At 48.8% G+C, this 26,797-nt stretch carries 17 protein-coding genes; 9 read left to right on the plus strand and 8 right to left on the minus strand.

Annotation, left to right across the window (positions count from 1 at the left end):
* Positions 1-91 precede the first annotated feature (91 nt).
* Positions 92-4,276 (plus strand): CHAT domain-containing protein, encoded by a 4,185-nt coding sequence (locus N836_RS52170; RefSeq protein WP_081716854.1) that lies wholly within the window; start codon positions 92-94, stop codon positions 4,274-4,276.
* Positions 4,277-4,403: 127 nt separating this feature from the next.
* Here the strand turns inward: N836_RS52170 and N836_RS52175 are convergent, their stop codons facing one another.
* The 3 genes from N836_RS52175 to N836_RS73305 form a co-directional block, all read right to left on the minus strand.
* Complete coding sequence (locus tag N836_RS52175; protein ID WP_023072785.1) at positions 4,404-5,531, minus strand: mechanosensitive ion channel family protein; 1,128 nt, start codon at positions 5,529-5,531, stop codon at positions 4,404-4,406.
* Positions 5,532-5,629: 98 nt separating this feature from the next.
* The gene (locus N836_RS52180; RefSeq protein WP_023072786.1) at positions 5,630-6,097 is read right to left on the minus strand and encodes a hypothetical protein; all 468 of its coding nucleotides are present in this window, start codon (positions 6,095-6,097) and stop codon (positions 5,630-5,632) included.
* 150 nt (positions 6,098-6,247) lie between these two features.
* On the minus strand, positions 6,248-7,357 hold the full coding sequence (locus N836_RS73305; protein ID WP_023072787.1) for a universal stress protein: 1,110 nt from the start codon (positions 7,355-7,357) through the stop codon (positions 6,248-6,250).
* 244 nt (positions 7,358-7,601) lie between these two features.
* On the opposite strand from N836_RS73305, the gene N836_RS52185 reads away from it, so the two are divergent.
* The 3 genes from N836_RS52185 to N836_RS52195 all read left to right on the plus strand — a co-directional run bounded on the left by N836_RS52185 (position 7,602) and on the right by N836_RS52195 (position 9,697).
* Positions 7,602-7,970, plus strand: a complete 369-nt coding sequence (locus N836_RS52185; RefSeq protein ID WP_023072788.1) for a glyceraldehyde 3-phosphate dehydrogenase NAD-binding domain-containing protein — start codon at positions 7,602-7,604, stop codon at positions 7,968-7,970.
* Positions 7,971-8,092: 122 nt separating this feature from the next.
* Complete coding sequence (arsB, locus tag N836_RS52190; protein ID WP_023072789.1) at positions 8,093-9,238, plus strand: ACR3 family arsenite efflux transporter; 1,146 nt, start codon at positions 8,093-8,095, stop codon at positions 9,236-9,238.
* Between the two features lie 3 nt (positions 9,239-9,241).
* Complete coding sequence (locus N836_RS52195) at positions 9,242-9,697, plus strand: protein-tyrosine phosphatase family protein (RefSeq protein WP_023072790.1); 456 nt, start codon at positions 9,242-9,244, stop codon at positions 9,695-9,697.
* A gap of 35 nt (positions 9,698-9,732) precedes the next feature.
* Here N836_RS52195 and N836_RS52200 read toward each other — a convergent pair whose 3' ends face one another.
* The 5 genes from N836_RS52200 to N836_RS52220 all read right to left on the minus strand — a co-directional run bounded on the left by N836_RS52200 (position 9,733) and on the right by N836_RS52220 (position 18,511).
* The gene (locus N836_RS52200) at positions 9,733-10,863 is read right to left on the minus strand and encodes a glycosyltransferase family 4 protein (RefSeq protein ID WP_023072791.1); all 1,131 of its coding nucleotides are present in this window, start codon (positions 10,861-10,863) and stop codon (positions 9,733-9,735) included.
* A gap of 202 nt (positions 10,864-11,065) precedes the next feature.
* Entirely contained in the window at positions 11,066-12,265 is a 1,200-nt protein-coding gene (locus N836_RS52205; RefSeq protein ID WP_023072792.1) for an NAD-dependent epimerase/dehydratase family protein, read from the minus strand.
* A gap of 282 nt (positions 12,266-12,547) precedes the next feature.
* Complete coding sequence (locus tag N836_RS52210) at positions 12,548-13,711, minus strand: esterase-like activity of phytase family protein (protein WP_023072793.1); 1,164 nt, start codon at positions 13,709-13,711, stop codon at positions 12,548-12,550.
* 93 nt (positions 13,712-13,804) lie between these two features.
* The gene (locus N836_RS52215) at positions 13,805-15,250 is read right to left on the minus strand and encodes a glycoside hydrolase family 13 protein (protein WP_023072794.1); all 1,446 of its coding nucleotides are present in this window, start codon (positions 15,248-15,250) and stop codon (positions 13,805-13,807) included.
* Positions 15,251-15,529: 279 nt separating this feature from the next.
* Entirely contained in the window at positions 15,530-18,511 is a 2,982-nt protein-coding gene (locus N836_RS52220) for an AAA family ATPase (RefSeq protein ID WP_023072795.1), read from the minus strand.
* 291 nt (positions 18,512-18,802) lie between these two features.
* Between N836_RS52220 and N836_RS52225 the strand changes: the two genes are divergently transcribed.
* The 5 genes from N836_RS52225 (at position 18,803) to N836_RS52240 (ending at position 26,777) form a co-directional block, all read left to right on the plus strand.
* Positions 18,803-19,195, plus strand: coding sequence for a hypothetical protein (locus N836_RS52225; protein ID WP_023072796.1), 393 nt, complete (start codon positions 18,803-18,805; stop codon positions 19,193-19,195).
* Positions 19,196-19,342: 147 nt separating this feature from the next.
* A complete protein-coding gene (locus tag N836_RS0138040) occupies positions 19,343-21,817 on the plus strand; it encodes a DUF4912 domain-containing protein (RefSeq protein ID WP_023072797.1) in 2,475 nt (824 codons plus the stop codon).
* A 55-nt stretch (positions 21,818-21,872) separates the two neighbouring features.
* Complete coding sequence (locus N836_RS52230; protein WP_023072798.1) at positions 21,873-22,385, plus strand: hypothetical protein; 513 nt, start codon at positions 21,873-21,875, stop codon at positions 22,383-22,385.
* A gap of 813 nt (positions 22,386-23,198) precedes the next feature.
* On the plus strand, positions 23,199-25,439 hold the full coding sequence (locus N836_RS52235; protein ID WP_023072799.1) for a peptidase domain-containing ABC transporter: 2,241 nt from the start codon (positions 23,199-23,201) through the stop codon (positions 25,437-25,439).
* Between the two features lie 144 nt (positions 25,440-25,583).
* Positions 25,584-26,777 carry an HlyD family secretion protein gene (locus N836_RS52240; RefSeq protein ID WP_023072800.1) on the plus strand — a complete coding sequence of 398 codons (1,194 nt, stop codon included), beginning with the start codon at positions 25,584-25,586 and terminating at the stop codon, positions 26,775-26,777.
* Positions 26,778-26,797 lie beyond the last annotated feature (20 nt).

The raw sequence follows: 26,797 nt of genomic DNA on the forward strand, positions 1-26,797 counted from the left end.
CCTAAAGAAGAGGGATAACATCTTTTCTCTATTTCGAGTTGTCTACTGCTTTAGCATGATGACCCACTGACTAATTAGGGGTACTACTTCAATGAGATTCTTTAAAAAAGGTATTTGCTTATCTTTAATGACGCTGGGGTTGTTTAATTATCGTGTTTTACCAGGCATTACTCAAATAACGCCGACATCTGATGGTATTGGCACCATCGTAACAGCTACTGAGACTGATTTTAGTATTGATGGCGGCACTCAGAGCGGCAACAATCTTTTTCATAGCTTTGAAAATTTCAGTTTGCAAGTTGGCGAGCGTGCTAATTTCATTGCTCCCCCATCTATTCAAAACATTCTCGGTAGGGTTGTCTCTGGCAATGCATCTATCATTGATGGATTGGTTCAAGTTACCGGTGGCAGCGCAACAAACCTATATCTGCTCAATCCTGCCGGTATTCTCTTCGGCGCAAATGCACAGCTCAACCTGCAAGGCTCATTTACAGCCACTACAGCGAATGGCGTTGATTTTGGCAATAGCCAATTTAACGTTTTGGGAACAAATGACTTTTCTACGCTGGCCAGTGAACCTTCAGGGTTTATTTTCACCGACAGTAATCCTGGCAGTGTTGTTAATACGGGATTACTGTCGGTGGAAGCAGGAAAAGTTCTAACGCTACTTGGGGGGAGTGTCATCAATACAGGTGAGCTTTCTGCACCAGGCGGACAAATTATCTTGACTGCGGTTCCTGGCAGAAATTGGGTACGTATCAGTCAAGCCGATATGCTTCTAAGTCTGGAATTAGAGACTATCTCTCAGCCAATCGAAATTGTTGATAGCTTTAGCCCTCTCTCCTTAGCGGAACTGCTCACAGGCGGGAATTTAGCCAATGCTTCGGAGATTACCCTTAATGCAGATGGCTCACTCCAACTCATTAACAGCACTAATGGAATTGAGGTAACCACTGGAACAGTCATCGCTGCTGGAATTCTTGAGGTGACTGACACATTAGGTGGGAGCATTCATGTGTTAGGGGATCGTGTGGCTCTGAATAATGCCACTATCAATGCCTCTGGAAATGACGGCGGCGGTATCGTTAGAATCGGTGGAGGATACCAGGGTCAAGAAAGTATCATTAATGCGACGCGCACTTATGTAGATAACAACTCTGTTATTACCGCCGATGCTCTACAAACTGGAAATGGTGGGAATATCATTGTATGGGCTGATGAACTGACTGGATTCTATGGTGATGCCAGTGTTAGCGGCGGCGTTAATGGTGGCAATGGTGGATTTATTGAAATTTCTGGCAAGGAGAGTTTGTTGTTTGATGGTTCTGTTAAATTAGATGCTTTAAGGGGTGATGACGGAACACTTCTGTTAGATCCTGCTGACATTAGAATTGTGCCTAATATCGGCCCTGATGATAATCAGCTAAGCGACGATCAGATTTTATCAGGTGATGGGCTCCCAGCTGATTTTGTAATCGGAGAAGCGTTTCTAGAGAGCTTGGCTGGCACTTTGTTACTAGAGGCGACTAATGATATTACTATCGCTTCGGGAGTAGCTCTAAATTTTGTTACGGGTGGACCTATTACTTTTTTCGCTGAGAATAATTTTTCCATGGAGCCAGCTAGCTCTATCGTTACCAGTGGTCGTGATCTAAGTATTACAGCGGCTAGCATTAGTGCTAATCAGGCGATTATTAATGCTTCAGTTGATGGGCTGCTGACTGCAGGTGATATCACTCTGACTGCCAACGTCGGGGGTATTAGCACATCCAATCTAGATGCATTTGCTACTAATTCGGGAAGTGGTGGGCAAATCTCGCTGAGTGCAGATGGAGATATTAACACAGGCGATATCAATACTTTTGCAGAAGCCGTTAGTGGTAATGCTGGTCAAGGAGGAAATATTAATCTCTTTTCAGAGAATGGTAACATTACCACGAATATTCTCCGTTCCTTTTCAAATTCTGCCCCTCCAAATAGCGGAAATATTGGTTTTTCAGACAATGGTGGAGCAATTACTCTGAATACAGGAAATGGAAATATTGTCACAGGAGATATTTTTTCGTTTACCGTTGGCCGCTCAGGTAATACTGACAATACTGGAGGCAATGTTCAAATTACAGCTGAAGACGGTGCCATTACTACTGGACTTTTAGAAACATTTGCCTTTTCAGATCTAGGTGTGCCAGGTCAGGGTGGAGCCATTGCTGTAAGCGCTGATGGGACAGTTAATATTGGTGAGATCAATCCCAACTTAATTCCTACAGATAGCAATGTGGCAATGGTTTCGATTATCAGTAATCTTGATGGTGTTACTACAGGAGATATTAATAACTCAGGACAGCAGGGGGGTGATGTCAATATCAATGCTGCTGGCCAAATTACAATAGGTGTACTTGATACGCAGGGTTTCAATGGCCTTGGAGGTAACATTGTTGTTGAAACAGATTCATTGTTCAGGGTAAATGGAACATTTCTGGATCAAAATGGGTTAACCGCTAGTATCTCAAGTACAGACGATCAGACAGGTGGTAATATTTTTATTAGACATGGCGGTGGTCCTATGGATGTTCCTTTTGTAGTTGGAGATGCCAGCGTTAATGGAACAGCAGGAATCATCGCCTCTAGAGCCGATAATACAATTACCCCTATTCGCAGTTTTCCAGAAAGTTATATTCAAGATAATATCAGGATTAACACAACGATCTTGTCAGAAATGGCAACTATTCTGCCGGAGATATCTGCTGCCTGGTCGGAGACAGCCACTATTCAGCAAGATACATTGCATAATCAGCACAGAATACGCTCCCAAGAAACTCCTGAATCCCAGCTTGATACTGATATAGCCAACTTGGTTTATAAACTTGAAGAGAACTTTACGACTCAATATGAAACTTATTCGAGGCAGTCTGGAGAGACTCCAATTAAAACGTTAGACGAAATTCAAAATGAACTATCCCAAGTTGAGCAAGCAACGGGGGTCCGACCTGCAATTATTTATGCTTTTTTCTTGTCTCCTAATGGATATTTGTCAAGACTGTCAGGTGGCAGTAATGAAGATATTTGGAAATTTATATCTGATGAAAGAATTAATGATTATTCCTACTTGTTTCCATACAGATATTCTGAAGCAGAACGAGATGCTAGCAAGCTTCTCTTAATGGTAGTCACTAGTCAGGGTAGGCCTGTACTAAAGCCAACAGAGTTCACGTTTGCAGATATCGAAGAGCATGTTGATAATTTACAACTTAGTCCTATTTGGGGCTTTCATAACAACTGGATTACCCCAGCTAGATCTCTATATCAAGCCCTGATCGCTCCTATTGAAAGTGATCTTGAAAATCAGAATATTAACAATCTGGTTTTTATTATGGATATCAAGCTGCGTTCTTTGCCACTAGCCAGCCTACAACCTGAGGAAGAGAGTCAAGAAGTCGCAAAAAATCAATCTTCAGTAACGGTATTTCCTGCAGATTTTCCTCTTCCCATCATGCAGGATTCTAACGGTAATTTTATTATTGATAAGTACAGTGTGGGTCTGATGCCCAGCATCAGTCTAACAGATACACGCTATCAAGATATCGCTCCAACTCGATTATTAGCAATGGGCAATAGTGAGTTTGAAATTTCTGGTCCTAGGCAGCTATCAGATCTACCAGGGGTAGAAAGTGAGTTAGATTTTCTCGATCAGCGATTTGGAGATTGGCGGCCAATTATCAGGAAAGAAAAACTATTTACTCCAGAGATATTGCAAACTCTTCTCAAGAATTTAGATTTCAATATTTTACACTTGGCCACCCATGCAACATACGATTCTAGCGATCCTGCTAATTCGTTTATTTATTTCAGTGGAAATGGCCATTTGAGTTTGAAAGAGTTCTCTAAACTTAACCTGGAGGGCATTGATTTGCTAACCTTAAGTGCTTGTGAGACAGCATTAGGGGATGAGCAGTCTGAACTAGGATTTGCCGGGCTTGCCTATCAATTAGGCGTTAAAACAGCTTTAGCCAGTTTAATGCAAGTGCCAGACACAGGCACACTGGCACTAATGAGTGAGTTTTATAGCCATTTAGAAGCAGGCCCCATCAAGGCAGAAGCGCTACGTCAAGCACAACTAGCGATGAAAGAGGGTCGGGTTAAAATTAGCGATGGCAATCTTATCATCACTGAACAAGAACCCTATGCTCTACAAGGAAGTCTGGCTGAGGTAGCAGATCATCATTTCCAACATCCATTCTATTGGGCGGGATTTACCATGGTAGGTAATCCATGGTAGAGATTGGTTGGCTTCAGTAGTCTCTCAATCCACAGAGCATAGTCTCAACGTATCAAGACCTATTGTCTTTACCCTGCTTTAAAAACAGTTCATATCTATCCCTAGTGATTCTGCGCTCAGGGAGCATTTATTGTTCATCGTTTAGGAAGGGAATGTCAGGCAAACTGTCGTAACTTATAGCGCTACCTTTGGCGTTTTGTTGTGGCTCATGGGGCATGGGGATGAGGGAGGTTTTAATGGGAAACGGCATTGGAATATTTTCATGGCGAAAGCGTGTATGCAACCGCTTGATAAACTCGTGACGTATGACTAGATGATCAAAATATTCGCGAATGCGCAGATAAACTGTCATGGTAATCGCAAAATAGCCAAACTCTTTAAATCGAATCCAGGGATCAGAATTTGGCACACCGCCTTCCACTTGATTCATTACCTCATGGGCAACCGCAAGGGTCACTTGTTCTACCTGTTCTAGGTCCGTGTCATAGCTCACGCCTACTTCGAGAATAATCAGGGCCTCTTGGTCCGGCAGACCATAGTTCTTAAAAACGTTATTGAGGATGCGGGTGTTGGGCACCACGACCATATTGTCGCGGATGTCTTGCAGGATGGTATGCCGCCAGGCAATATCAACCACATACCCTTCCTCGCCAGAATCAAGCTGAATAAAATCTCCCACCCGCAGTTTGTTGGATGTGGCCAGGTTTAATCCGGACAAAAAATTGGTCAAGGTACTTTGAAATGCTAAACCTAGGGACACCCCGCCAATACCCAAGGCTGTGAGTAAAGGGGTAATGGCAATGCCAAGAGACTGCAGGGTAATCAGGACACCAAAGGTGAAGATCACAATCTGGGTCAGCATCTCAAATAGAGATGTCAGATTACCAGCGCCTTTGGTCTCGGAGAAGTAGCGGACAAACCCTACGGACAAACGGGCAACAATCAGGGTACCAGATGCGATCGCGACTACTAGCAATCCCCTTTGAATGGTCAGAAATAAATTATTGTCGATGGGCAGTGTGAGAATGGCTGCAAAAATGCCACCAATGATAAACCATAGCAAAATCAGCCCTTTCAGGGAATTGATAATCACATCGGCACCGCCCCATCCCAGTTTGGCAGATGCGGCCTGCAGCCGATGCAACCCCTGACGCTCAACAATTATTCCTAGAAAAAACGCACCCAGGATAATGACAATGGGTACGACAATAAGCAAAATATTGTCAAGAGTAATAGCGTTTAAAACGGCACTCACAGCGGTTAGCGATACATTAAATCGCGGTATCTAGATGCTTCATAGATACCGCGATCAATCGTCTTTGGCAAGTCGTTATGGGTATTGGTAACTGGGGGTTAAGCTAAGAAATCGGGATTACGCTTTCTGATCACACCCACCATCATGGGACTCATCACCGTAAACAGGGTAATGACTAGAACAATCAGATGCTGGTCCCATGTCAAACGCATCATAAAGTCCCAAGCTGCAGGTCGACCCAGCTCAAAGCGTCCTAACGCCACATAGGTCACATTGCAGATAAAGGATGTCCAAAAATCAAATAAAACTGCCATTACCCAGGCTAACCTGAGGAGATAAATTTCACGTTGTTTAATGCGACCGGATCCCCAAATAGAGCGAGTCGAAAAGTTAAAGGCTCCGGCAATTAAGGTGCCCACTAAACTCAAACCAATGGCAATAAAGTGAATGCCATTGAGAATCAGCAAACTCCCTAAAAATGTAGTGAGCAAATCCCAGAGCATGCTAACGCGAAAGGCGCTGATTAGCACCAGTCGGGGTAGACCGATGTTACGGGTGGACTGCATATCCTGTCTCATAAGCATGATGTCCCTGACGATATGTCACCTGTGTTTTGGCGATGATTTCACGCTAGTCAAACAATATGGGGAAGTTATGAGGAGGAGACACAGTGAATCTATCCCTAAGGCCCACACCTCAACTGCCTCAGCCTGTTTTCATCTCAACTGAGCAGCGCTAGTTGACAATTCCGCATTCTGAGCAGCAGTCTGGGTCTGATGAGATTTTTGGGCCGGTAGCTGGGTGCGAGTGACGAGTACTGCACAGGGCGCACGATGACTAACGTAGTAGCTAACACTGCCCATCAACAGTTCTTGCAGTCCTGAGAGACCACGACAGCCGATCACGATTAAATCGGCGGGCCAGTCCTGGGCTATTTCACAAATGCGATATCCCGTGCGTCCTTGCATCACATCGCAGATGGCCTCAACTCCCTCTGCTTCAATTTCATCAACCCGTTGCTGCAGCCATTGCCACCAGTCATTAATAAAGTGATTCCACTCTTGCTGATACTCTGCAAATAGGCGTTCGCTATGTTGCCCAATATACTGACTGTCGCTAAAAAGCAGCTTGGACGGCATGCCGGGTTCATCCCCATCGAGAATATGCACTAATCTGATTTCAGCCTGATGTTGTTTGGCCAGGTTGAGCGCCATTAACATGGCTTGTCTGGCCATGTCAGAGCGATCCAAAGCAACTAAAATGCGCTGCATTGGCTGGATTGGTTCGCTGTCGTTGGGTTTATTTTTTTCAGGGGCGGTCTGGGAGGTGGGATGCACCAATGATTGAGAGGTGGGATGCACAACTAATACTGAGCAGGGGGCATGGTGCAATACATGGTTGCTAACGCTGCCAATGAGTAGTTCACGAATTCCTGACAGGCCACGGCTACCCACTACAACCAAATCTGCGTCCCAGCTTTGGGCTGTTTCACAGAGCTTTGCTCCCGGATTTCCATAAAGGAGTGTGCCAGTGGCGGTTATACCGCACTGACAGGCTGTCTCTACCTGCTGGTTTAATACGGACTGGGCGTGATCAACGAATTGATTCCAGGCAGTTTGGTAGGACTCTACTACCGTGGAACTGATGCTGGGATAGAGAGGACCGCCAAAATACCCGCTGAATTGAGGTGCATCTGGTTCGCTATTGACTAAAACATGGACGAGTTTTAGTTCTGCATTATAGCTTTGGGCAAATGCGATCGCACTCTGGAGAGCCTGTGAACTCAGAGTAGATCGATCAAGACCAACCACAATTTTGCGAATCATTGGTTTTCTCCTAAGAGTCTGCTAATTCAACAGCTGCCAGCAAAATGATATTTGCCACTCTGTTATTAATATCAGCAGAATAAGTTGAGGAACTTATGAGGGGTAGCTACGCTTTGATATGAGTTGAGCTAGCACAGCCAGATATCACACCTAAACCAGATATAAATGTCTTTTAGCTTACTTGACATTTCAATCTAAATTGAAATAATAAATATAGGCTCCTTGGAATGGCTTCAACCAGGCGATGGCAAAAATTGCAATTAATGGCTTTGGCAGAATTGGCCGACTGGTCCTGCGGGCAGCTTGGCCAATTCTGGAGTTTGTCCATATCAACGAGATCCAGGGTGGGACAACGGCGGCCCATTTACTCAAATTTGACTCCGTCCATGGACGCTGGGCTTCGGAGGTGGCAGCAGCCAGTGATGAGCAGATAGAACTCAAAGGTAAACTTAACGGTCTTGCTGTCCGGGTGCCTTTACTCAATGCCTCCCTCACCGACTGTGTGTTTGAGGTAACCCGTCCTACCACGGTATATGACAACGAGTGGGGGTATTCCTGTCGGATGGCGGAGCTGACGCGGAAAGTGGCTGGTGCTGTGGGAGGTGAGATCTGAGCAAGATTAAAAACTAAGTCTCTTGTCGCTGGTTTCGACTCCGCTCAACCAGCGGCATCTGTGAGTTGAGGATTGAACAACTCCACATCAATCTACCTTACAACCTAATCAGGAGGTATCCCATGACTAGTAACTCTTCTCAGGCACCACCCCAGGCCGGTGGCAAACTCAATATCTTTGAGCGGTATCTAACCCTGTGGGTGGCCATCTGCATCGTTGCTGGCATCTTTTTGGGGCGAGTCTTGCCGGGGGTAGCCAACACTCTCGATGCCATGAGTGTTTATCAGGTCTCCGTACCGATTGCTATTTGTCTTTTTTTCATGATGTATCCAATCATGGTAAAAATTGACTTTTCTCAAGCAAAACGGGCGGCTAAAACGCCTAAGCCAGTCATCCTGACGCTGGTGGTCAACTGGTTGATTAAGCCCTTTACCATGGTGGTGCTGGCTCAGTTTTTTCTGGGCTGGCTCTTTCAACCCTTGTTAGCAGGGACTGAGATCATTCGCGGTAGCGAGGTCACCCTGGCAAATTCTTATATTGCCGGAGCTATTTTGTTAGGCATTGCCCCTTGTACGGCCATGGTCCTGATGTGGGGCTATTTGTCCTACAGCAATCAGGGACATACTCTGGTGATGGTGGCAATCAATTCCTTGGCCATGTTGTTTCTTTATGCGCCGCTGGGGGGGTGGCTGCTCTCAGCTAATGATCTGATTGTTCCTTGGAAAACTATTGTGCTGTCGGTACTGATCTATGTGGGCCTACCTTTGTTGGCGGGAAGTGTCTCACGCACATGGATTCTGCGACATCAGGGTAAAGCTTGGTTTGAAGGAGTATTTTTGAAATACTTGGGGCCTGTGGCCATGATCGCCATGTTGACCACGCTGGTGCTGCTGTTTGCTCTCAAAGGAGAACTGATCGTCCGCAATCCGCTGCATATTTTGCTGATTGCAGTGCCGTTGTTTTTGCAGACAAATTTTATCTTTCTGATTACCTATGTGGCGGCGCAGAAGCTGGGGATGGTGTATGAGGATGCTGCACCAGCAGCGTTGATCGGGGCTAGCAATCATTTTGAAGTTGCGATCGCAACTGCTGTTACCCTGTTTGGCCTCAACTCCGGTGCAGCCCTAGCCACCGTTGTTGGCGTCCTAATTGAAGTACCCGTCATGCTGATGTTAGTAGCCCTATGCAAACGCACGGCCTTCTGGTTCTCCCGCGAACCCCACAAAGCCACCCTGCCCGATCCTCGCTGTATTCGTTCTCTGCCATAGCCTATGTCAACACCACACTTACCCCCCATTGCCCAACAACTATGGTGGGTGGTCCCCAAACAGCTGGCCGGTGTGCGCAAACCCACCCTGGCCGAGCTGGCTGAGCTCAGAGCTGAGGGCATAGAGGCCTTGGTCTCATTGCTGAGTGATGACTCTAACCTGAACCTATATGCCCAGCAAAACATTCCCCATATCTGGGTACCCATCATCGGAGGCACCGCCCCCAGCTTAGACCAGCTCGCGCAAATCAAAACCTTTGTAGACAATCAACACAGGCTCGGAACTGCCGTCGCCATTCACTGCTCCAGCGGTCGACGGCGGACTGGAACAGTGTTAGCTGCCCTATTAATAGCCCAGAGAACAAGCTATGAAAACGCCATCGATACCATATTGCAGGCTAATCCAGAGATTGAACTTAGAGAACCCCAGATCAACTTTCTAAAAAGTCTCTCGGGTTAAGCTGTCCATTCAACACCAGTGATAAAGTTCTATCCCTAAGCCACCATCGGCATTTCCATGGTCAGCACTTCACCATAAAACTTTTGCAGCTGCTGAGTTGCGCCGCACCAGCCCCATCGCTCTGCTTCAATACGAGCATTGCGCCGTAACAGTTCAATCTCCGCCCGAGCAGCCAATAAGCGCTGAGTTGCCTTGATCGCCCCTTCCTCATCTTTGGGATCAAACAAAAACCCATTGGTCCCATCGGTGACAATGTCTGGGATACCCCCAGCGTTGGCAGCTACTGTCGGACAGCCTGCGGCCATGGCCTCTAGCAAGACCAGCCCCAGCGTCTCAGTACGGGATGGAAAAACAAAAGCATCGGCAGAGGCATAGGCAGAGGCCAGTTCTTCCCCACCGAGATAACCAACAAAATTAGTCGCCGTTCCCGCAAAATGCTCCTCTAGCTCTTCCCGGTAAGGGCCATCCCCCACCAACGCCAGTCGAGCCTCCGGAATAGCAGCCAAAATCGGCTTAATCCGGTCCACTTCCTTCTCAGCCGATAGTCGTCCGACATATAGCAACAAAGGCGCATCAGGATGCCCCTGACTCAAACGCCCACGCATTTCTCGACTGGCCAAACTGGGACGGAACAGTTCCGTATCCACCCCCCGCTGCCAGACTTTGACATTTTCAATTCCGTGCTCCGTCAGCTCTGTCTGCATAGCCGTAGACGTACACAGGTTGATGCGAGCGTTGTTGTGTACGGCCTTGAGTAACTCCCACAGCATGCCCTCAAACATGCCAAAGCCATAATGTTCAAGATACTTAGGCAGGTGAGTATGGTATGAGGCCACCAGGGGAATTTCCAGCGCTTTGGCATAGTAAACACCTGCCAAACCTAGCACCGCCGGATTTACCACATGCACCAAGTCAGGTTTAAATGCTTCCAAAGCCTCACCAATGGAGGGTCGAGGTAGCGCTAACTTTAGCTCCGGATATAGTGGCATCGGAAAGCCAGAAACGCCCTCAATTTTGGCTCCTTTATATTCTGTTAGCCCTCCCTCGGGGCAAAACACACATACGTCATCCCCCAGGGCCTGTAGCTGCTCGACAGTGTGCTTGAGGCGAGTTACGATACCGTCGACCTTAGGCAAGAATGTTTCGGTAAACAGAGCTATGCGCATATGTTTAGCTGTGAATGCGGGATATTAAGGAATGATGAACTGCTAATTATTCAACCGCGAAATTGGCCAAGACTCAAGCTTTCACAAAACTGCTTTTTTGGCAATATTCCATATAACATCGGCTAGTTCTAGACAAAAGCAAGAAATGAGGCCAAGAGTACAGTCTCAAGATCCCCATTTCCTGCTGATGGAGTCAGCTAGTTTAGCCAGCTGGAATGGGCGTAGGAGCTGAAGCAGCCTGCTTCGTCCACTTCGAAGTACAAATAATCTTCGAAGTATCGCAGCGGTCAACGTACTTCTTGGCGATTTCCGTCACTTCTAGCATCAGACCTTTGTCTAGCTGAGTTGGCTGCAGACCCATGTCTAGGAAGCACTGGTTATCAACCACCAGCTCATTTTCGGGTGCTTCGTTACGGGGATTTTCCATGTACTGGATTTCAGCCCCAGCAATATTAGCGACAATCCTGGCCAGATCCCGCACCCGGTGGGTTTCGGTCATCTGGTTGAGAATTTTTACCCGATCTCCCTTCTCAGGAGGATTGCTAATGGCTAGTTCAACACAGCGCACGGTGTCTTGAATGTGGATAAACGCACGGGTCTGACCACCAGTGCCATGGACAGTCAATGGATGACCAATAGCCGCCTGCATCAAGAATCGGTTGAGGACCGTACCATAGTCGCCATCATAGTCAAAGCGATTAATCAGCCGCTCATCCATTGAGGTCTCTCGGGTATTAGTCCCCCAGACAATGCCCTGATGAAGATCGGTAACCCGGACCTTGTCGTTCTTGTTGTAGTACGCAAAGAACAGCTGGTCCTGAGTTTTGGTCATATGGTAGATACTACCGGGGTTAGCCGGATGCAAGATCTGTTTTTCAATGACCTTGCCGGTGTCGGTGACCACCTGAATATCCAGATAGCCCTCAGGAATTTTCATGCCAGCTGTACCGTAACCGTAGACACCCATGGTACCGAGGTGAACCACATGGATATCAAGCTCAGATTCAACAATGGCACATAGAACGTTGTTGGTGCCGTTGAGGTTGTTATCAACGGTATAACGCTTATGTTTTGCCGATTTCATCGAGTAGGGAGCGGCTCGCTGCTCCGCAAAATGCACGATCACATCAGGCGCATAGTTGCAAATCAGCTGGAGGAGTTTGTCATACTCTTGGGCGATGTCAAGATTGTAAAAATCAATGGTCTTACCAGTGATTTCTTGCCACGTCGCCAGACGAGTAGACATAGAGCTAATCGGGGTTAGCGAAGCGATTTCTAGCTCATTGTCGATATTACGTCGCGATAGGTTATCAACAATGGCAACCTCATGACCTGCGTTTGATAGATGTAGTGCAGTGGGCCAGCCACAAAAGCCATCCCCACCTAGTACGATTACTTTCATCCTTTTAGCGCTTTAAGCCTCCTTCATGATTAGCAAGAATTATACAGAATATAGGTATAAACCGTTATCATCTGCACTGAGGAGACTTAAATAGAATAATTAGATTAACTAATAATTATTGCCATCAGTCGAGTGAAAAAAATCTGACAGTGCAATAGCTCCAGCAGATAGTCATAGTTGCAGGATAATTACTCTTCCGGGTGATTCTGTATTCCTTCGCAGAAGAAAAATGTTTTGATTTACGGTAATGCAATGGGGGGGTCTAGCGCCTGCGCCTGTGCTTTAGACACCATCCAATTTAAATAGCCAAATCTGGGTTTCCTGGCGATCGTCGAAGTTATTGTCGCTGACCATAATCAGGCTCTGGCTGCCATCCTGCAGTCTGGGGCCTAAGGTCATGGCCTCAAGGTTGTCCGGCTGCAGGGGAGTCAGGTCGGCAACAAGCTGTTTGCGAATGGGGGTAAGACCGCTGGTGTCACCCTGTAATGTTGCGATCGCACTAGTATCACTAGCCACCCCAGTCGCCAGCTGATAAAGCTTTATCGATACCCCTTGCAAGCCAAACGCCCGTTCAATTGCCAAAAAATGGCCCGCCACATCAATGGATAAAATTTCCGACAGACCGTTTAGAACAGCCCCCAAGGGAGCCACATCCATGGCATACCAATGCTCTGATAACAGCGTAGATTGACCCGCACCAGAAAAGTTAGGATCAACCAGATAGTGCAGCCAGCGGTTTTTAAAGGGAATTTCCGGATCAAGGTCCAGATCCTGATAAAGAGGGCCTTCAGTGGCTGCAAATAGGCGAAACGGTTCATAAGGGCCGCCAGGGGCACTAATGGTCAGGGCCTCAAAGCCAATATTCTCTTGAATGCCCTGGGTTTGGGGCCCTGTACTGGCTTCCTCCTTGGGGGCCAGTAAATATCGGTCTGGGAGACGAAAATTCGTTTTCAGCTGTCCCGTTTCCAGATCAAATTCCTGCAGTTTGGGTGGAATGTTCTGTCGGGGGGAGCCTTCACTAGACACAATTAAACTACGGCTCGGTGTCAGCACCATGCCCTCCGCGTCCAAGGGGGCAATGGAGTCACCAGCTTGATCGTTTAGCTCAGTAACAGCGCCAACCTTAGCTGCAGCAATGCCGGTAGGCTTGAGGTCTAAGGCCAGGGTGTAAAATCGGGGACGCTGACGGTCGTCAGATAGGGCATAGTATTGGTTGCGATCGCGATCGTAGGCAATGGCCGATAGTCCACCAACCCGAGTGCCCTCAAACTCATCCATCGGCAACACCACATGATTAATCGCCTCCACCGATAGATCCAAAAACAACCGTTCCTCCGCACTGACCTGGGCAATCCCACAGCTACTCACCCCCAAGCCTAGCAGCACCAACCCCACACAAACACTCAAAACAGTGCCCCAGGTCCCCTGTCGTATCAGCCTAGCCATTACCCACACCTCTTAACCCCATCAAACGTTCTTAAAGATAACAAACGTCTAGCTGAGATGCAGCCAATCCTATTCACGTCCTCAAACAGCGCCTCACGCCTCATCTCTCACGTCCAGCACCACCCCCGACCGGCCCAACAGCGATACCTGTTGAGTCTCAACTGAAATCTCAGCCTCTCCCCAGAGAACCGTTACCTTTTCTGTCAGACCCGACAGAGTTATCCGATCTGACTGGTCAGCCGTATTCACCAAAACAATCAGGGTCTCTTTGTCATCACTGCGGGCAAACCCATAAAGATCGTTAACAGCAGCTACCGTTTGATAAGTGCCTGTACATAGGGCCGGATGACGATGCCGGAGGGCAATTAGCTCCTGATGCAAGGTCAACAATCGCTGGTTCCACACTGCTTTATTGGGAAAACTACGACGACAATCTGGATCATGGGCACCGGCTAACCCCACTTCATCCCCATAGTAGATACTAGGCGCACCCGGAAATGTCATCTGCAACAGCACAGCCAGTTCAAAACTGCGCTGGTCGTCGCCCATAACCGTAATTGCCCGAGCAATATCATGGCTAGATAACAGATTTAACTGAGTTAATTGAATCTCCCAGGAATAAAGTCCCAGTAGCGCCTCTATTCTCTCTGCATACCCCTGGGCATCCAGGGCAGGATAGGGAAAATAAGCCGGTTTTTCAACCAGAGACATTACCACCCGCTCCTTGGCAGTAAAGGCCAGCACGGGGCCTGTAAAGAGATAGTTCATTACCCCGTCAAACTGAGTTCCATCCAGCCACTGACGGGCATCAGTCCAAATCTCTCCCACAATATACGCATCTGGATTGATGGCCTTGACCCGCTGACGAAACTCTTGCCAAAATCCTTCTGCCTTGACATCAAAGGGAACATCCAAGCGCCAGCCATCAATGCCCTGACGCAGCCAGTACTCGGCAATCTGCATAATGTACTCTCTGGCCTGAGAGTTGTCGTGGTTAAACTCCGGCAGGGCTCGGTTGTCGTACCAGCCTTCATAGTTGGCAGGCTTAGCGCCGTCATAGGCAGATAGGGGCCAGCCTTCTACCTTAAACCAATCGAGCCAGGGCGATGTGGGGCCATTTTCGAGAATGTCGTTAAAAAAGAAGAAACCTCGACTAGCATGGTTGAAGACACCGTCAAGGACAACTTTGATATCACGCTGGTGCGCTGCTGCCAGCAAATCCTGAAAGGCATTGTTACCCCCCAGCAGCGGATCGATCTGATAGTAGTCATGGGTATGGTAGCGATGATTACTCGCTGACTGAAAGATCGGGGTAAAGTAAATGGCATTGATACCCAAATCTTGCAGATAATCCAGGTTTTCAGCCACACCCCACAGATCGCCCCCCTTATAGCCATCAAGGGTGGGAGGGGCATCCCAAGCTTCTAGCGGCACCTGCATGGCAGGCGGCAGTGGCTGTCGCTGGGTACGAGCAAACCGATCAGGAAAAATCTGATAGAAGACAGCCTGTTTGACCCAGTCGGGCGTTTGGATTTGCATAGGTGCTATGGAATAGTGCAACGCTTAGGGTAGCGGTTGTTCGGGGTAAACCTGCTAGACGTTAGGATGCTTAAAGATCTGCCGCTGCAGCAACGTAAAATTCTCTCTCTGGACAGCCCCATATCCGTCTGTGCTGGTTTGTTTACGTCAAGCTTTTATAGGACTCGTGCAGGGTGGGTCAGAACAATTTGGAGTTCTGAAACTCTGCAACTTCAAGTATTTTCCTGGCATTGCTCCTCATTCCTCCATCCTCATTCCTCCATCCTCATTCCTCTGCCTTTATCCTGAAAGTCTCACCTGTGATCCGGTTTCTGTCTTCGTCACATCTATACGGGTCTGAAAAGCTTCGCGAAAATGGGGCATGTGGGTGACGGCAAGAATACAGGCAAAATCGGGTGCGATCGCATTGATCGCCGCCACCAGCCGATCACATCCCGCCTGATCTTGGGTGCCAAACCCTTCGTCAATAATCAACATCTGTAGCGCCATCCCTGACCGCTGGGCCAATAGCCTGGCTAGGGCCAACCGAATCGCAAAGTTTACCCGAAAGGCTTCTCCCCCCGAATAGGTTTCATAGGCGCGGGTACCCTGGGTATCGGCAATCAAGATATCTAGGGTATCGATTAGCTTTTTCCGGCCTGAGCGCTGGGTCACAAACTGCACGTGTAGCTGATGGGCACTCAGACGCCCCAGGATTTGATTGGTTTCTGCTTCTAGCTGAGGCAGCAGGTTTTCAATCATCAGGGCCTGAATCCCATTTTTACCAAAGGCTAGCTGTAATTCCTGGTGAACCTTGAGCTGGTGCTGATAGCTGTGCAGCTGCTGTCGCTGCTGGTCGACCTGCTGTTGTAGCCGATCCAACTGCTGCAGCTGCTGGTCTAAGTGCCCCAGTTGACTAATTTGCTGTTCTCGCTGGGTTTGTAACTGGGTCAGGGTCGCCTCCAACTGCTGTATGGCGGCGGTGACATCGGGCACTATGGCGGCTTCAGTCTCAGTAATGTGTTGTTGTAGCCGATCATAGTCCTGTTGTTGCTGGGTTTGGGCGGCTACCAATGTGTCCCGTTGTTGTTCTAGCTCAGGTAGGGTGGCTTGCGCCTGTTGCAATGTCTGATATCGCAGCTGCCAGGGTTGGAGTGTTTGTAGCTGGGTACGCAGCTGCTGGTGATGTTCAGGGCTGTAGTCAAGAGCGGCTAGAGCGGTCTCTACTTGCAACAGGTCTGGGGTCGGGTGTTGCTCAGCATGTTGTAGCTGCGATCGCAAGTCCTCCAACTCTTGTTCTAACCCAGGTCGTTCTGCCAAAAGTCGTGCTAACCGCTGTTCAGCCTGGGCCAGTTCTGCCTGTTTAAACTCAGCCCAGCGTAGCTTTTCAACCTGATTGCGGACCAAAGCATGGTCACGTTCATCATAGTTGAGGGCCAACAGCTGTTGGCCCAACCGCCTATACTCCTGTTGTAGATCAGCCCCATAGTCCTCAGCATCTAAACACTGTTCCAGGTGATGTCGCTCTTGCGCCAGTGCCTCTAGCTGGGTGGTAATCTCGGTCGCCGAGGTCAGCTGTGCCTTCAGCGCGCCCTGTTCTTGCAGGACAGCCCCATAGTTTTCTAGCTCCAGCTCCAGTTCTCGGTATTCGCGGCGCAGCACCTGAATCTCTCGTTCAGAGGTAGTTAGCTGTTCGCGAATCACCCAAATACGCTGCTGCAAAGTATCTCGTTCCTGCTTCAGCTGGTCGATAACCTGGGGGCCGTGGTCGGCCAGAGGACGCTCACATAGGGGGCAATGGGCCTCAGGCTGGGCCAACAGGTCCAGCCGTTGTTCCAGCTGGATGATCTGTTGTTCATGCTGCCGCTGTTCGGTCTGCAGCTGTGCCATAAAGTCTCGTCGCTCCTGACCTTTCTGGCGGACCTGGGTTTGATAGGCACGCCGCTGTTCTAAGTAGGTGAGCTGATACTGAAGCTGCTCCAGGGTTTGCTGTAGCTCCGGACGCTGTTGTGAGGTCAGGGTCGCCTGGGTTTGGCTAATGGCTTCTAACCGAGCTTCCAGGCGGGCTGAGGTCTGTTTTAACCGCATATGAACCTGCTGACGGCGCTGCTGTAGCGGCGTCACCTCCACCTGACGCTGATCCAAGGTTTGCAGCTGACGGCGGGCTACCTGCAGCTGCTTTAGACTGGCTGTCACGGTTTCTCGCTGACTGAGCCGCTGGTTCAAGTCGGCAATGGTGTCATTCAGCGAGGCTAACTTGAGCTGGACCTGGCTGATAGCGGTCTGCAGGGCACCTCGGGTTTCCTGGTCTTGCCCCTGGAGCTGGACCTGGCGAGTTTGGAGCTGCTGATACTGCTGAAAGCGCTGCGCGTAGTCTTTTTCTAGCTGCTGTAGCTGCTGTAGCTGGGCGTAGCTGGTGGTAATCGCGGGGGCGGCATCCAACTCAGCCTGCAGAGAATTACACTGGTGCTGGAGTCGTTGCAATTCTAACCGGCGCTGGTGCTGGCTTTGGTTCAGATAATTGAGTTGCTGACGTTGGCTTTGCAGCTGTTGGAGCTGTTGCTGGCGTTGCTGCTGCTGCTGTTGCAGCTGGTGTCGCTGTTGCTGTGCGGTTTGCTGGGTTTGCTGGGTAGCGCCAGCCTGGTGCTGCAGGGTTTGGTACTGGGTTGAGGTCGCACTGCGTTGCGCCAGCTGTTCCTCAGCCTGGGCCAACGTCGCCGTCAATGCCTTCATCTCCGCTTGATAGTCTCGCCCCCGTTCCCGCGCCTGCTCAGACAAGCGGTCATACTGGTTGAGCTTTAGCAAATCCGCTAATATTTGCTTGCGCTCACCAGGACGTTTCAGCATAAACTCATCCGCCCGCCCCTGACGCAGATAGGCCGAATGGACAAACGTTTCATAATCTACTTTCAAATGCCGTAGAATCAGCTGCTGCGTTGCCCGTACTCCACGCCGAGTCAGACTGCGAAACCCCTCAGGCGTTTGAATTTGAAATTCCAACACACAGCCCTGTTTCCGTTTACGTCCCCGCAATACTCGATAGACCTGCCCCTGATGCTCAAAGATAAATTCCACCCTGACCTCTTTGGCCCCTAGATGGATAACATCATCGTCAACAGCAACCCGACTCTGCCCCCAGAGCACCCAGGCCATCGCCTCCAAAAGCGAGGACTTACCGGCCCCATTCGGTCCACAAATACACGCCACATGTAACCCGGCAAAATCGAGCGTGACCTCGCGATAGCTCAAAAAATTAATTAGGGTTAGCCGTTTGGGGATCATGACATAGCTTTCCAGCCTAGGCTTACCATAGCAAGTACATCCGATCTTTAGTACCTACGATCTGTTTTTTAAATAGCTAGCGATCCCATCGATCTGGTTTGCTTATACAGCTACGCAATTCCGGTTTTGCGCTCAAGAGAGAATATCCCTAGTGCCAGCAATCGTACTTTTGGACAAAAGCCTTAAAGCTAGCTAAAAAAGTTTATTGTTGACTCAGCCAGTAGAACACTTCATCTATTCTTAATCGTGGGTTTGTAATTTTTCACTGGCAAATTAAACGAGGCTGAAACCATGGATGCTGGCACAAGTATGGATCTCAAGGTCTACAGTCGTCATAATTGCTATCGTCCAACTCCTGAACAGATGACGGCAATTCAGGACAAAGGCGTTTCAGTGACATTAACTCCCGGCATCAATGTTGTAAAGCTGCTGGAAAGTGACACGCCTTACATCACTGCAACTGGAGCCAAAGCGGAGCCCTGGGTTTTGTTATGGATTTACGGGGGTAGGGTGATTAACAGCAAAACCAATGTGGAGGTTGTCGCCACCTGGGCCTCGCTCCGCGGCTATACCGATGTGCTAACCATCAATGTTATAGAATCCGCAACCCTCTGTGCGTTATTGTTCGATGCCAGCCCAGGTCACCACAGCGGCGAGCTCACGCTATCGGTGACAGCGCCATGAATCTCTCTGACCATGGGCCATCTTGTTGAGTACCCGAGGCCAAAAAAATGAAGTGTTGAAATCGGTCAGATCACTGCAGCTGTTTTCCCACCGGGCAGCACCAGTTATCCTACTTCACCCCGTTGGAGCCCAATCGTGTATCGAAAGATGTCTTTGGTTAAACTTGCCGCTATTGTTGTTGCCGCCGCCACAGTCTCCCAGCTGTCTGTTAAGAGTCTAGCGCCACCCACTGTCCTGGCACAGACATTGGGTGGGAATTCCGAACCGTTTCCCATTCCTGATACCCTGCCAGATGACACCCGATTAAAGGTGGACGGTTCTCCCAGCATGCGGTTTGTCAATGAGGCCCTAGAAAATCGATTTGAGGCACAGTTTCCTAACATTGATATCCAGCTTGATGTTAGCCGCACCGATGCAGCCTTGAGGGCACTGATCGCGGGGGATATTGATATTCTGGCTACGGGTCGCCCTTTAACTGAAACTGAAAAAGCTCAGGGTGTGATTGAAGTTCCCCTGCCACAGCGCGAAAAACTGGCCATCATTGTCGGCCTAGATAATGAGTTTACCGAGGAGCTGACCTTGGACCAATTTGCTCGCATTTTTCGAGGTGAAATCAGCAACTGGTCCGACGTGGGGGGTCCGGATCTTCCCATTCGGGTTGTCGATCGGCCTGACTACAGTGATACTCGCCGGGCCTTGAGTACCTACGATATATTTGAGGAGGGACCGTTTGAGACCGGGGCAACAGCTGATCCGGTTGCTGATGATGAAACCGATACCGTTGTGGCCGCGTTAGGAAACGATGGCATCGGCTATACAGTCGCCTCCCAGGCGATTGATCGCGATGATGTGCGGATTATTCCAATGCATCAGACCCTGCCGGACGATCCCCGCTATCCTTTTTCCCAGTATCGTGCGTTTGTGTATAAGCAGGGGGCTGGACCTGGAGTTTTGGCGTTTCTGGGGGTGGCAACAACCACACCGGGGCAAGACGGTTTTGCAGCAGAGACCACTGAGATCGCCACGGCAGACTCTCCTGAGGCAGATTCTCCTGCATCAGAGAGATCTGTCGCTGTAACAGACACTGATGAACCAGCAAGTTCTACCGCTGAGGCAAGTTCTCCTGGAACAACAGATGCTCCGACAGCGACAGATGAGGCCGCCCCTGCCGATTCAGCGTCTGCGCCTGTTGCGACATCCAATGATGCCGTCGCGGGTACGGTCAGTCGCCGTGGGTTTCCATTCTGGATCTTGCCACTTTTAGCAATTCCACTACTGGGGGCACTGTTATGGTGGCTGTTAAAAAACGGGGGAGGGGCGGCACCAGCCGAGGAGACTGCCGGGACAGCGGTACCGGCATCAGGCATCGTCGCCCCGGCGGCAGCGGCAACAGCAGCGGTGCTATCGCCTCGACTGGTGATCACGCCTCGCGACTCTCATCATGCCTATGCCTATTGGGAAATTCCCCAGGAGCGTTTGCTGGCCGCCAAGCAACAAGGGGGAGAAACTATGATATTACGTCTTTATGATGTGACCCAGCGGAGCCACAATGCGCCGTTACCCGTATTGGCGGCGGAGTTCCCATGTCTTGAATCAAATCCGGATCTGCATCTACCCATCGCCCTGGATGACAGTAGCTACTGTGCAGAAGTAGGGTATCTGGATACTGACAATCAGTGGCTACCCATTGCCAAGTCAGAGCCCGTGCGGATACGGCCTGAGCGAGGTGTGTCACCAGTAGCAGCAGGAGCGGCGCTGGCAGGAGCAGCTGTTGTGGGGGGAGTGATGGTTGGGCAACAGACAAACTCTGACGCCACTTCCAGCCGGATTGTCATGACGCCTCAAACACAGCAAACAGCCTATGCCTATTGGGAAGTCCCTGAAACAGAGAAAGCAGCACTTAAGGACGACGGTGGGCAACGGTATCAGCTGCGTATCCATGATGTGACGGGTGTTGACCTGGAGCGCCAGCCGCCTAATAGCACCGTGACCTATGACTTGTCTGAGGACGATTGCGATCGCACCCTCTCTCTCCCCCGGGCTCAACATGACTACATCGCAGAAGTCGGCTATCAGACCGCTACTGGTAGCTGGCAGCCACTGGCGCGATCTCTCCCCATCCAGACCGCCACCGTTTTATCACCTGCCTGGCAGAATACTGCGAACACAATCCCACTAGCGGCCGCTGGGGCCGCCGGAGCCCTAGCGGCGGTGGTTCAAACTGCTTCCCAGGACTCAACTCAGACCTTTACAATCCATAGCCGCGACCATGCACTCATGTTGGAGCAAGACCAACTACGCCACATTGAAAACAACGTCGCCGCCACCCGTGATCTGGTGCCCGGACTATATATCCTACAGTTGCGGGACGGTATGTTTAACTACGATGCCGATAATAATCATTCTGGTGAACCTTTTGTCCTCCTATGGATTCACGGCGGCACTGTCATCAACCAAACGACTGGCGTTCCCATTAGTTCATCAACCTGGACCACCCTCAACGGCTATGAGGACAGCCTGATGCTGGATGTCAGAGAGCCGACCAAACTCTGTGCCTTTTTTATCGATACCTATCCAGACGACAATGCCGGAGAAGTCACACTTTCAATTACCCAGCAGTAGTGCCTACTAGCGTATTCACAACAAACTTGTATCTTTAGAGCAAGAGAAGAAAACTATGTTTTTTGAAGTCTTGAGTGCCATTAATGACCCCAATCAGCAGGCCTCCATCAGTCAGTTAGAGCACATCACCCAATCGATAGAAAAGGTAGCCAGCAGCCAGGGGTTCAATCCGCATCAGATGCAGTTGATGATGACTATTTTAGGTGGCGTACTGCAACCGGTATTAAAACAGAAACAGGCTCAACTGGGCGCTGGTCAGTTAGCATCTATGCTGGGTCGGAGCAATGATGTTTCTATGTTGACGGCGATTATCTCACCACAGCAACAGCAACAGTTGGCCGCAGCCGTGGCTAACAAAACAGGCATGCAAGCTGCTGTAGCCCAGGCCATGATACCTCAGCTGCTGCCATTGGTGATCAGCCTATTCAATATGGGTGCTCCGACACCAGGCAGCGTTGGTGGAACAAATTCGTTACTCAGCACTTTTTTAGATAGTAATCGGACTAGCAATACTGATTTAGGGAACGTTATGAGATTCGCAAATCGTTTTTTGAGCCCCCCCAACTAAAGATTTGGGGATGGGTTGATTGCTGTTGCCTGCAGTATTAAATGCTCATGACCACCAATATGCTAAGAGTCTTGTTGTGAGCCTGTAGCTCAATCATCTCAGCGATAGGTCTGCTCTCCAATCAGATACATTACTATACACAACATTTCAATAAAATCAGGACTATTTTTGACTGTTCCTACTGCAGTGCATTTACCTGAATCTGGTTACCTACACAGCAACCCGACCGCAATTCTGTATACAACAGCACTAGAGGTTGAGTCATAAACAAGGGTGATGTAAGGGGCTCAGGATTTTATAAGTCCAACAATGTTGTCTGCATATTTTACGGCCCCTGGGGAACATTGAAGTTAAGTTCCGTATCTAATTCCTTAGATTTCTTAGAAACAAGCAGGGTATATCTTCTGTCTTACAAAGTTAAGTTGATTTTGAGAACAATTAGTCAATTTGCCGTTATTGATCCCCGGAATGATTGCATCTACAAGATGCAGGTGAATAGCCTTTCTACTCGATCGGTAATCCTCCCAATCAGCAACGGCGTCAATTATTTGCAGTCTGACCCAACGACTGACGTTTTCGTTTGGGCTTTTTTCCGTGAGCCAGGTTCAAATCCGTCTAGAAAACCTCCGCAATATGACTGAATTTGATCACTGAAATCCTGGTAATTTTCTTTTGCGTAGTAGAAGTTATTCGGTAAGTGTTATGCAAAGGGCCATCTAGTAGTTGAATTTCCTCTACCTTCCACTCTTGTTATACGAAATCTTATGCCCAGAAGCAGTTTAGTTTGCCTCAGGGGGTATACACCGTAATTCTATGAAGTATTCATTCGTTAGCCAGCCTAGAGAAGAAGATTGCGGAATTGCCTGTATTGCAATGATCGCTAGGCACTACGGTCAGAATTTACCGCTCTCCCGCATCCGTGAGCTTGTCGGTGCGGGGCAGTTGGGCACCTCTCTATTAGGGTTGCAGCAGGGGGCTGAAGCATTAGGGTTTCAAGCACGCTCAGGTCAGGCCACCGATGATATTTTTAATCGTATCCATCGGTTACCGCTACCCGCCATTATTCATTGGGGTCAGGAACGCTGGGTCGTTTTCTATGGCAAGCAGCAGCAGCAATACGTGATTGCCGACCCCGGTGTTGGTATTCGTCATCTCAGTGCAGAAGAGATTCAGCATCACTGGGGTGATGGTGCCATGCTCTTGCTGGTGCCAGATGAGGCGTTCTATCGTTTATCAACCGATAAGCCGAGCCGCATAACGGGTGTTCTGCAGCAGATTTGGCCCTATCGTTTTTCCCTCATCCAGGTCTTAACATACGGCCTATTTATTGGCTTTCTCTCCCTGATCGCTCCTTTTCTGGTTCAGCTAATTACCGATGATGTTCTGATTGGGGGGAATGCTCAGCTGCTGGCAAAGGTTGCGATCGCAGCGCTGGGCTTCTTTGTCATCAAGAGTCTGTTAAATCTGGTACAAATCACCCTAGTTGCCAATATTTTTCAAAGGCTTGAGCTAGGGCTAACCCTCGAATTTGGCCATAAGCTCTTAAAGCTACCGTTAAATTATTACGAAACTCGACGTAGCGGTGAATTTGCCGGTCGATTTAAAGATATTGCCCGTATCAATGAGCTGATGGTCGACGGCACTATCCAGCTCCCTGGCCTCTTCTTTACAGCAGCAGTATCCCTGGGCTGCATGCTATTTTTCTACAGCGCTCGCCTCACCCTGGTGTCACTGGTGACAGCCGGGGTAATGCTAGGGGCCACCCTCACCCTGCTACCCATCTTTCAAACCCGTATTCGCCGGTTACTATCGCTCAAAGATAAGAATCAGGCCCTGATGGTGGAGCTGTTCAGAGGGGCGATGACTTTTAAGACAACAACGGCCCAACCCCAACTTTGGCAAGAGATCCAGGGACGATTTGGCCACCTGGCTAGTAAGAAAGCCGACAATGTCCAACTCAGCTTTTTTACCGGTCAATTAGCAGACCTGATATCAGGTATTGGCTACATCAGCACCTTCTGGCTAGGTAGCACCATGGTGATTAATCAAGAGTTGACCCTGGGTCAGCTCTTAGCTTTTAGCATCATGAGCTACAGTTTTCTGGAATTTATTAGCTTTATCGTCAAATTTTCAGACAGGCTCATGGAAATTAAAACATCGATACAGCGATTTGACGATGTTATTGATGTCGATGAAGAGAGCCCAGACGACTGGTTAAAACCCCTGGCTGAAATCCCATCTGATGGTGATATTAACTTCAAACAAGTCAACTTTCACTACCCAGGCCGATACAATTTACTAGAAACATTTTCACTCACCATCCCCGGTGGCAAATCATCGGCCTTAGTCGGCGCTTCAGGATCTGGGAAAAGTACAATTGCCAAAATTCTGGCTGGGTTACACCCCTATCAGGCCGGTGAAATCTTAGTCGGTCCCCACAACTTACGTGATTTATCCACTGAGTGTGTGCGGCAGCAAATTGTTTTAGTTTCTCAAACCACCCATTTCTGGAGTCGCTCAATCCTAGAAAATTTTCAGCTCTGTGCCCCCAAAGCCACCTATAACGAAGTGGTGGCTGCCTGTCGCATCACTGGGGCCGACCAGTTTATTGATCGGCTCCCCGATGGCTATCTAACTGTTTTAGGAGAGTTAGGCTCTAATTTATCAGGCGGACAACTACAGCGATTAGCCATTGCCCGAGCCCTGGTGTTAAAGCCAGCAATTCTCATCCTGGACGAATCCACGTCAGCCTTAGATCCCATTAGTGAAGCTGAACTACTTCAAAACCTATTGATGCATCGTCAAGGGCATACAACCGTTTTAATTAGCCATCGTTCCAGTGTTAATCGCATTGTTGACTGGGTAGCAGTGATCAATGATGGAGAGGCCGATATCGCCGGTCCCCCCGACTATTTACTGGGTAAAGAAGGTGGGCATTTGCAATTCCTACAAGGAGAACCACCGCATCCTTTGAGGGGACAAAAGCGTTTAGTCGCCAGTAATAGCACAACAGCGGCTGATGTCCCTTCACTACCAGGGCCTCTGGACCACTAACCAATTGCCGTTGCTGATTTAGAGGATGAACCGATCTGTTAGAAGTGCCATATGTCACCATCTCTCAGAGAAATTCATACCGGAGATCAGCAACGCCCTAACTAACTTACATAAAAGAGTCCTTGTCAATTTGAGTGTAACCCCATGAACAATGATGCGTCTTCTAAGGGTATGTTTGACTTGCCAATTCAGCCCAAAAAGTCAACTGCAATTGAACCAGAGGCTGACATGGACCTGGCAATTGAGCACGTCAAATCGTCTGTAGGCACCCTAGCCGCAACCCAAAATTACCCAGACAGATCGTCGGCTGGAGAAAAGCCACAGTCTTCAAAGTCGCCGGTCGTAGAGAATTTTTTACCATCACCCAACCGTCTGCTGGCATTGGGTAGTCTAGGACTGGTGGGTGCATTAGGCGTAGGAGCTGGCGCTTCAACCCTCATCCCCTATCGCACAACAGTCAACGTTCAAGCTATGGTAGAGCCTGTAGAGAATGTGCAGTCTATCCAATCTGGATTGGGCGGCGTTGTTGACGCCATTTATGTTCAAGAACATGACACAATTCAACCCGGTCAGGAAATAGCGACCTTTAGAAATGCAGCTCTACAAGCTGAAGTTGATCAAATCAAAGCTAAAATTGCTGGTACTGAAGAACACATCACTCAAATCGATAGTCAGTTAAACGCCCTCAAAAAGCGACGCTCGGCAGAAACTAACTGGTTGCAACAGCTGACGATAGAGGGGGTAGAAGACGACAAAAATTCATCACAATATAATGCCTCAAAGGAATGGCTACTCAGGCATCGAAACGATCTAGAAACACAGCTTAGGGAAAATCGTAACGAATTAGCCAAGGCTGAACAACAGATTGATAATTTAACCATCCGTGCTGCCCATGCAGGGAGCATTTATCAGCTGGGGCTCAACAGACCAGGTCAAATCGTCAGTGCTAATGAAACCATCGCTAACGTTGTGCCAGATGGAGCAGCCCTAGAAATTCAAGCCTTAGTCCCGGCAACTCAAATAGACACTGTTGAAATCGGTGCCCCTACACGGATGCATTTAGCCAGCTGTGCGTTTTTAAGCTTTGGTTCTTTACAGGGACAGGTCACCTCCGTTGAACCCGTTCAAACAGACGCAGCAATTACGCCAAATCCATCAGCAACCCGTTCAGAACCGGCCTATTTAGTAACGGTAGAGACCAGTAGCAAAAACCTACAATCTGGTTCACGTACGTGTGAATTGTTACCTGGGATGGAAGGAGAGCTTAAAATTATTACACAACAGGAACAACTTTTAACCTTCATTTTAAGGAGGCTACGCCTCAAGACCAGTATTTAAAAACTTATATCAACATGACT

The sequence above is a fragment of the Leptolyngbya sp. Heron Island J genome (assembly GCF_000482245.1).
Lineage (GTDB): Bacteria > Cyanobacteriota > Cyanobacteriia > Phormidesmidales > Phormidesmidaceae > Leptothoe.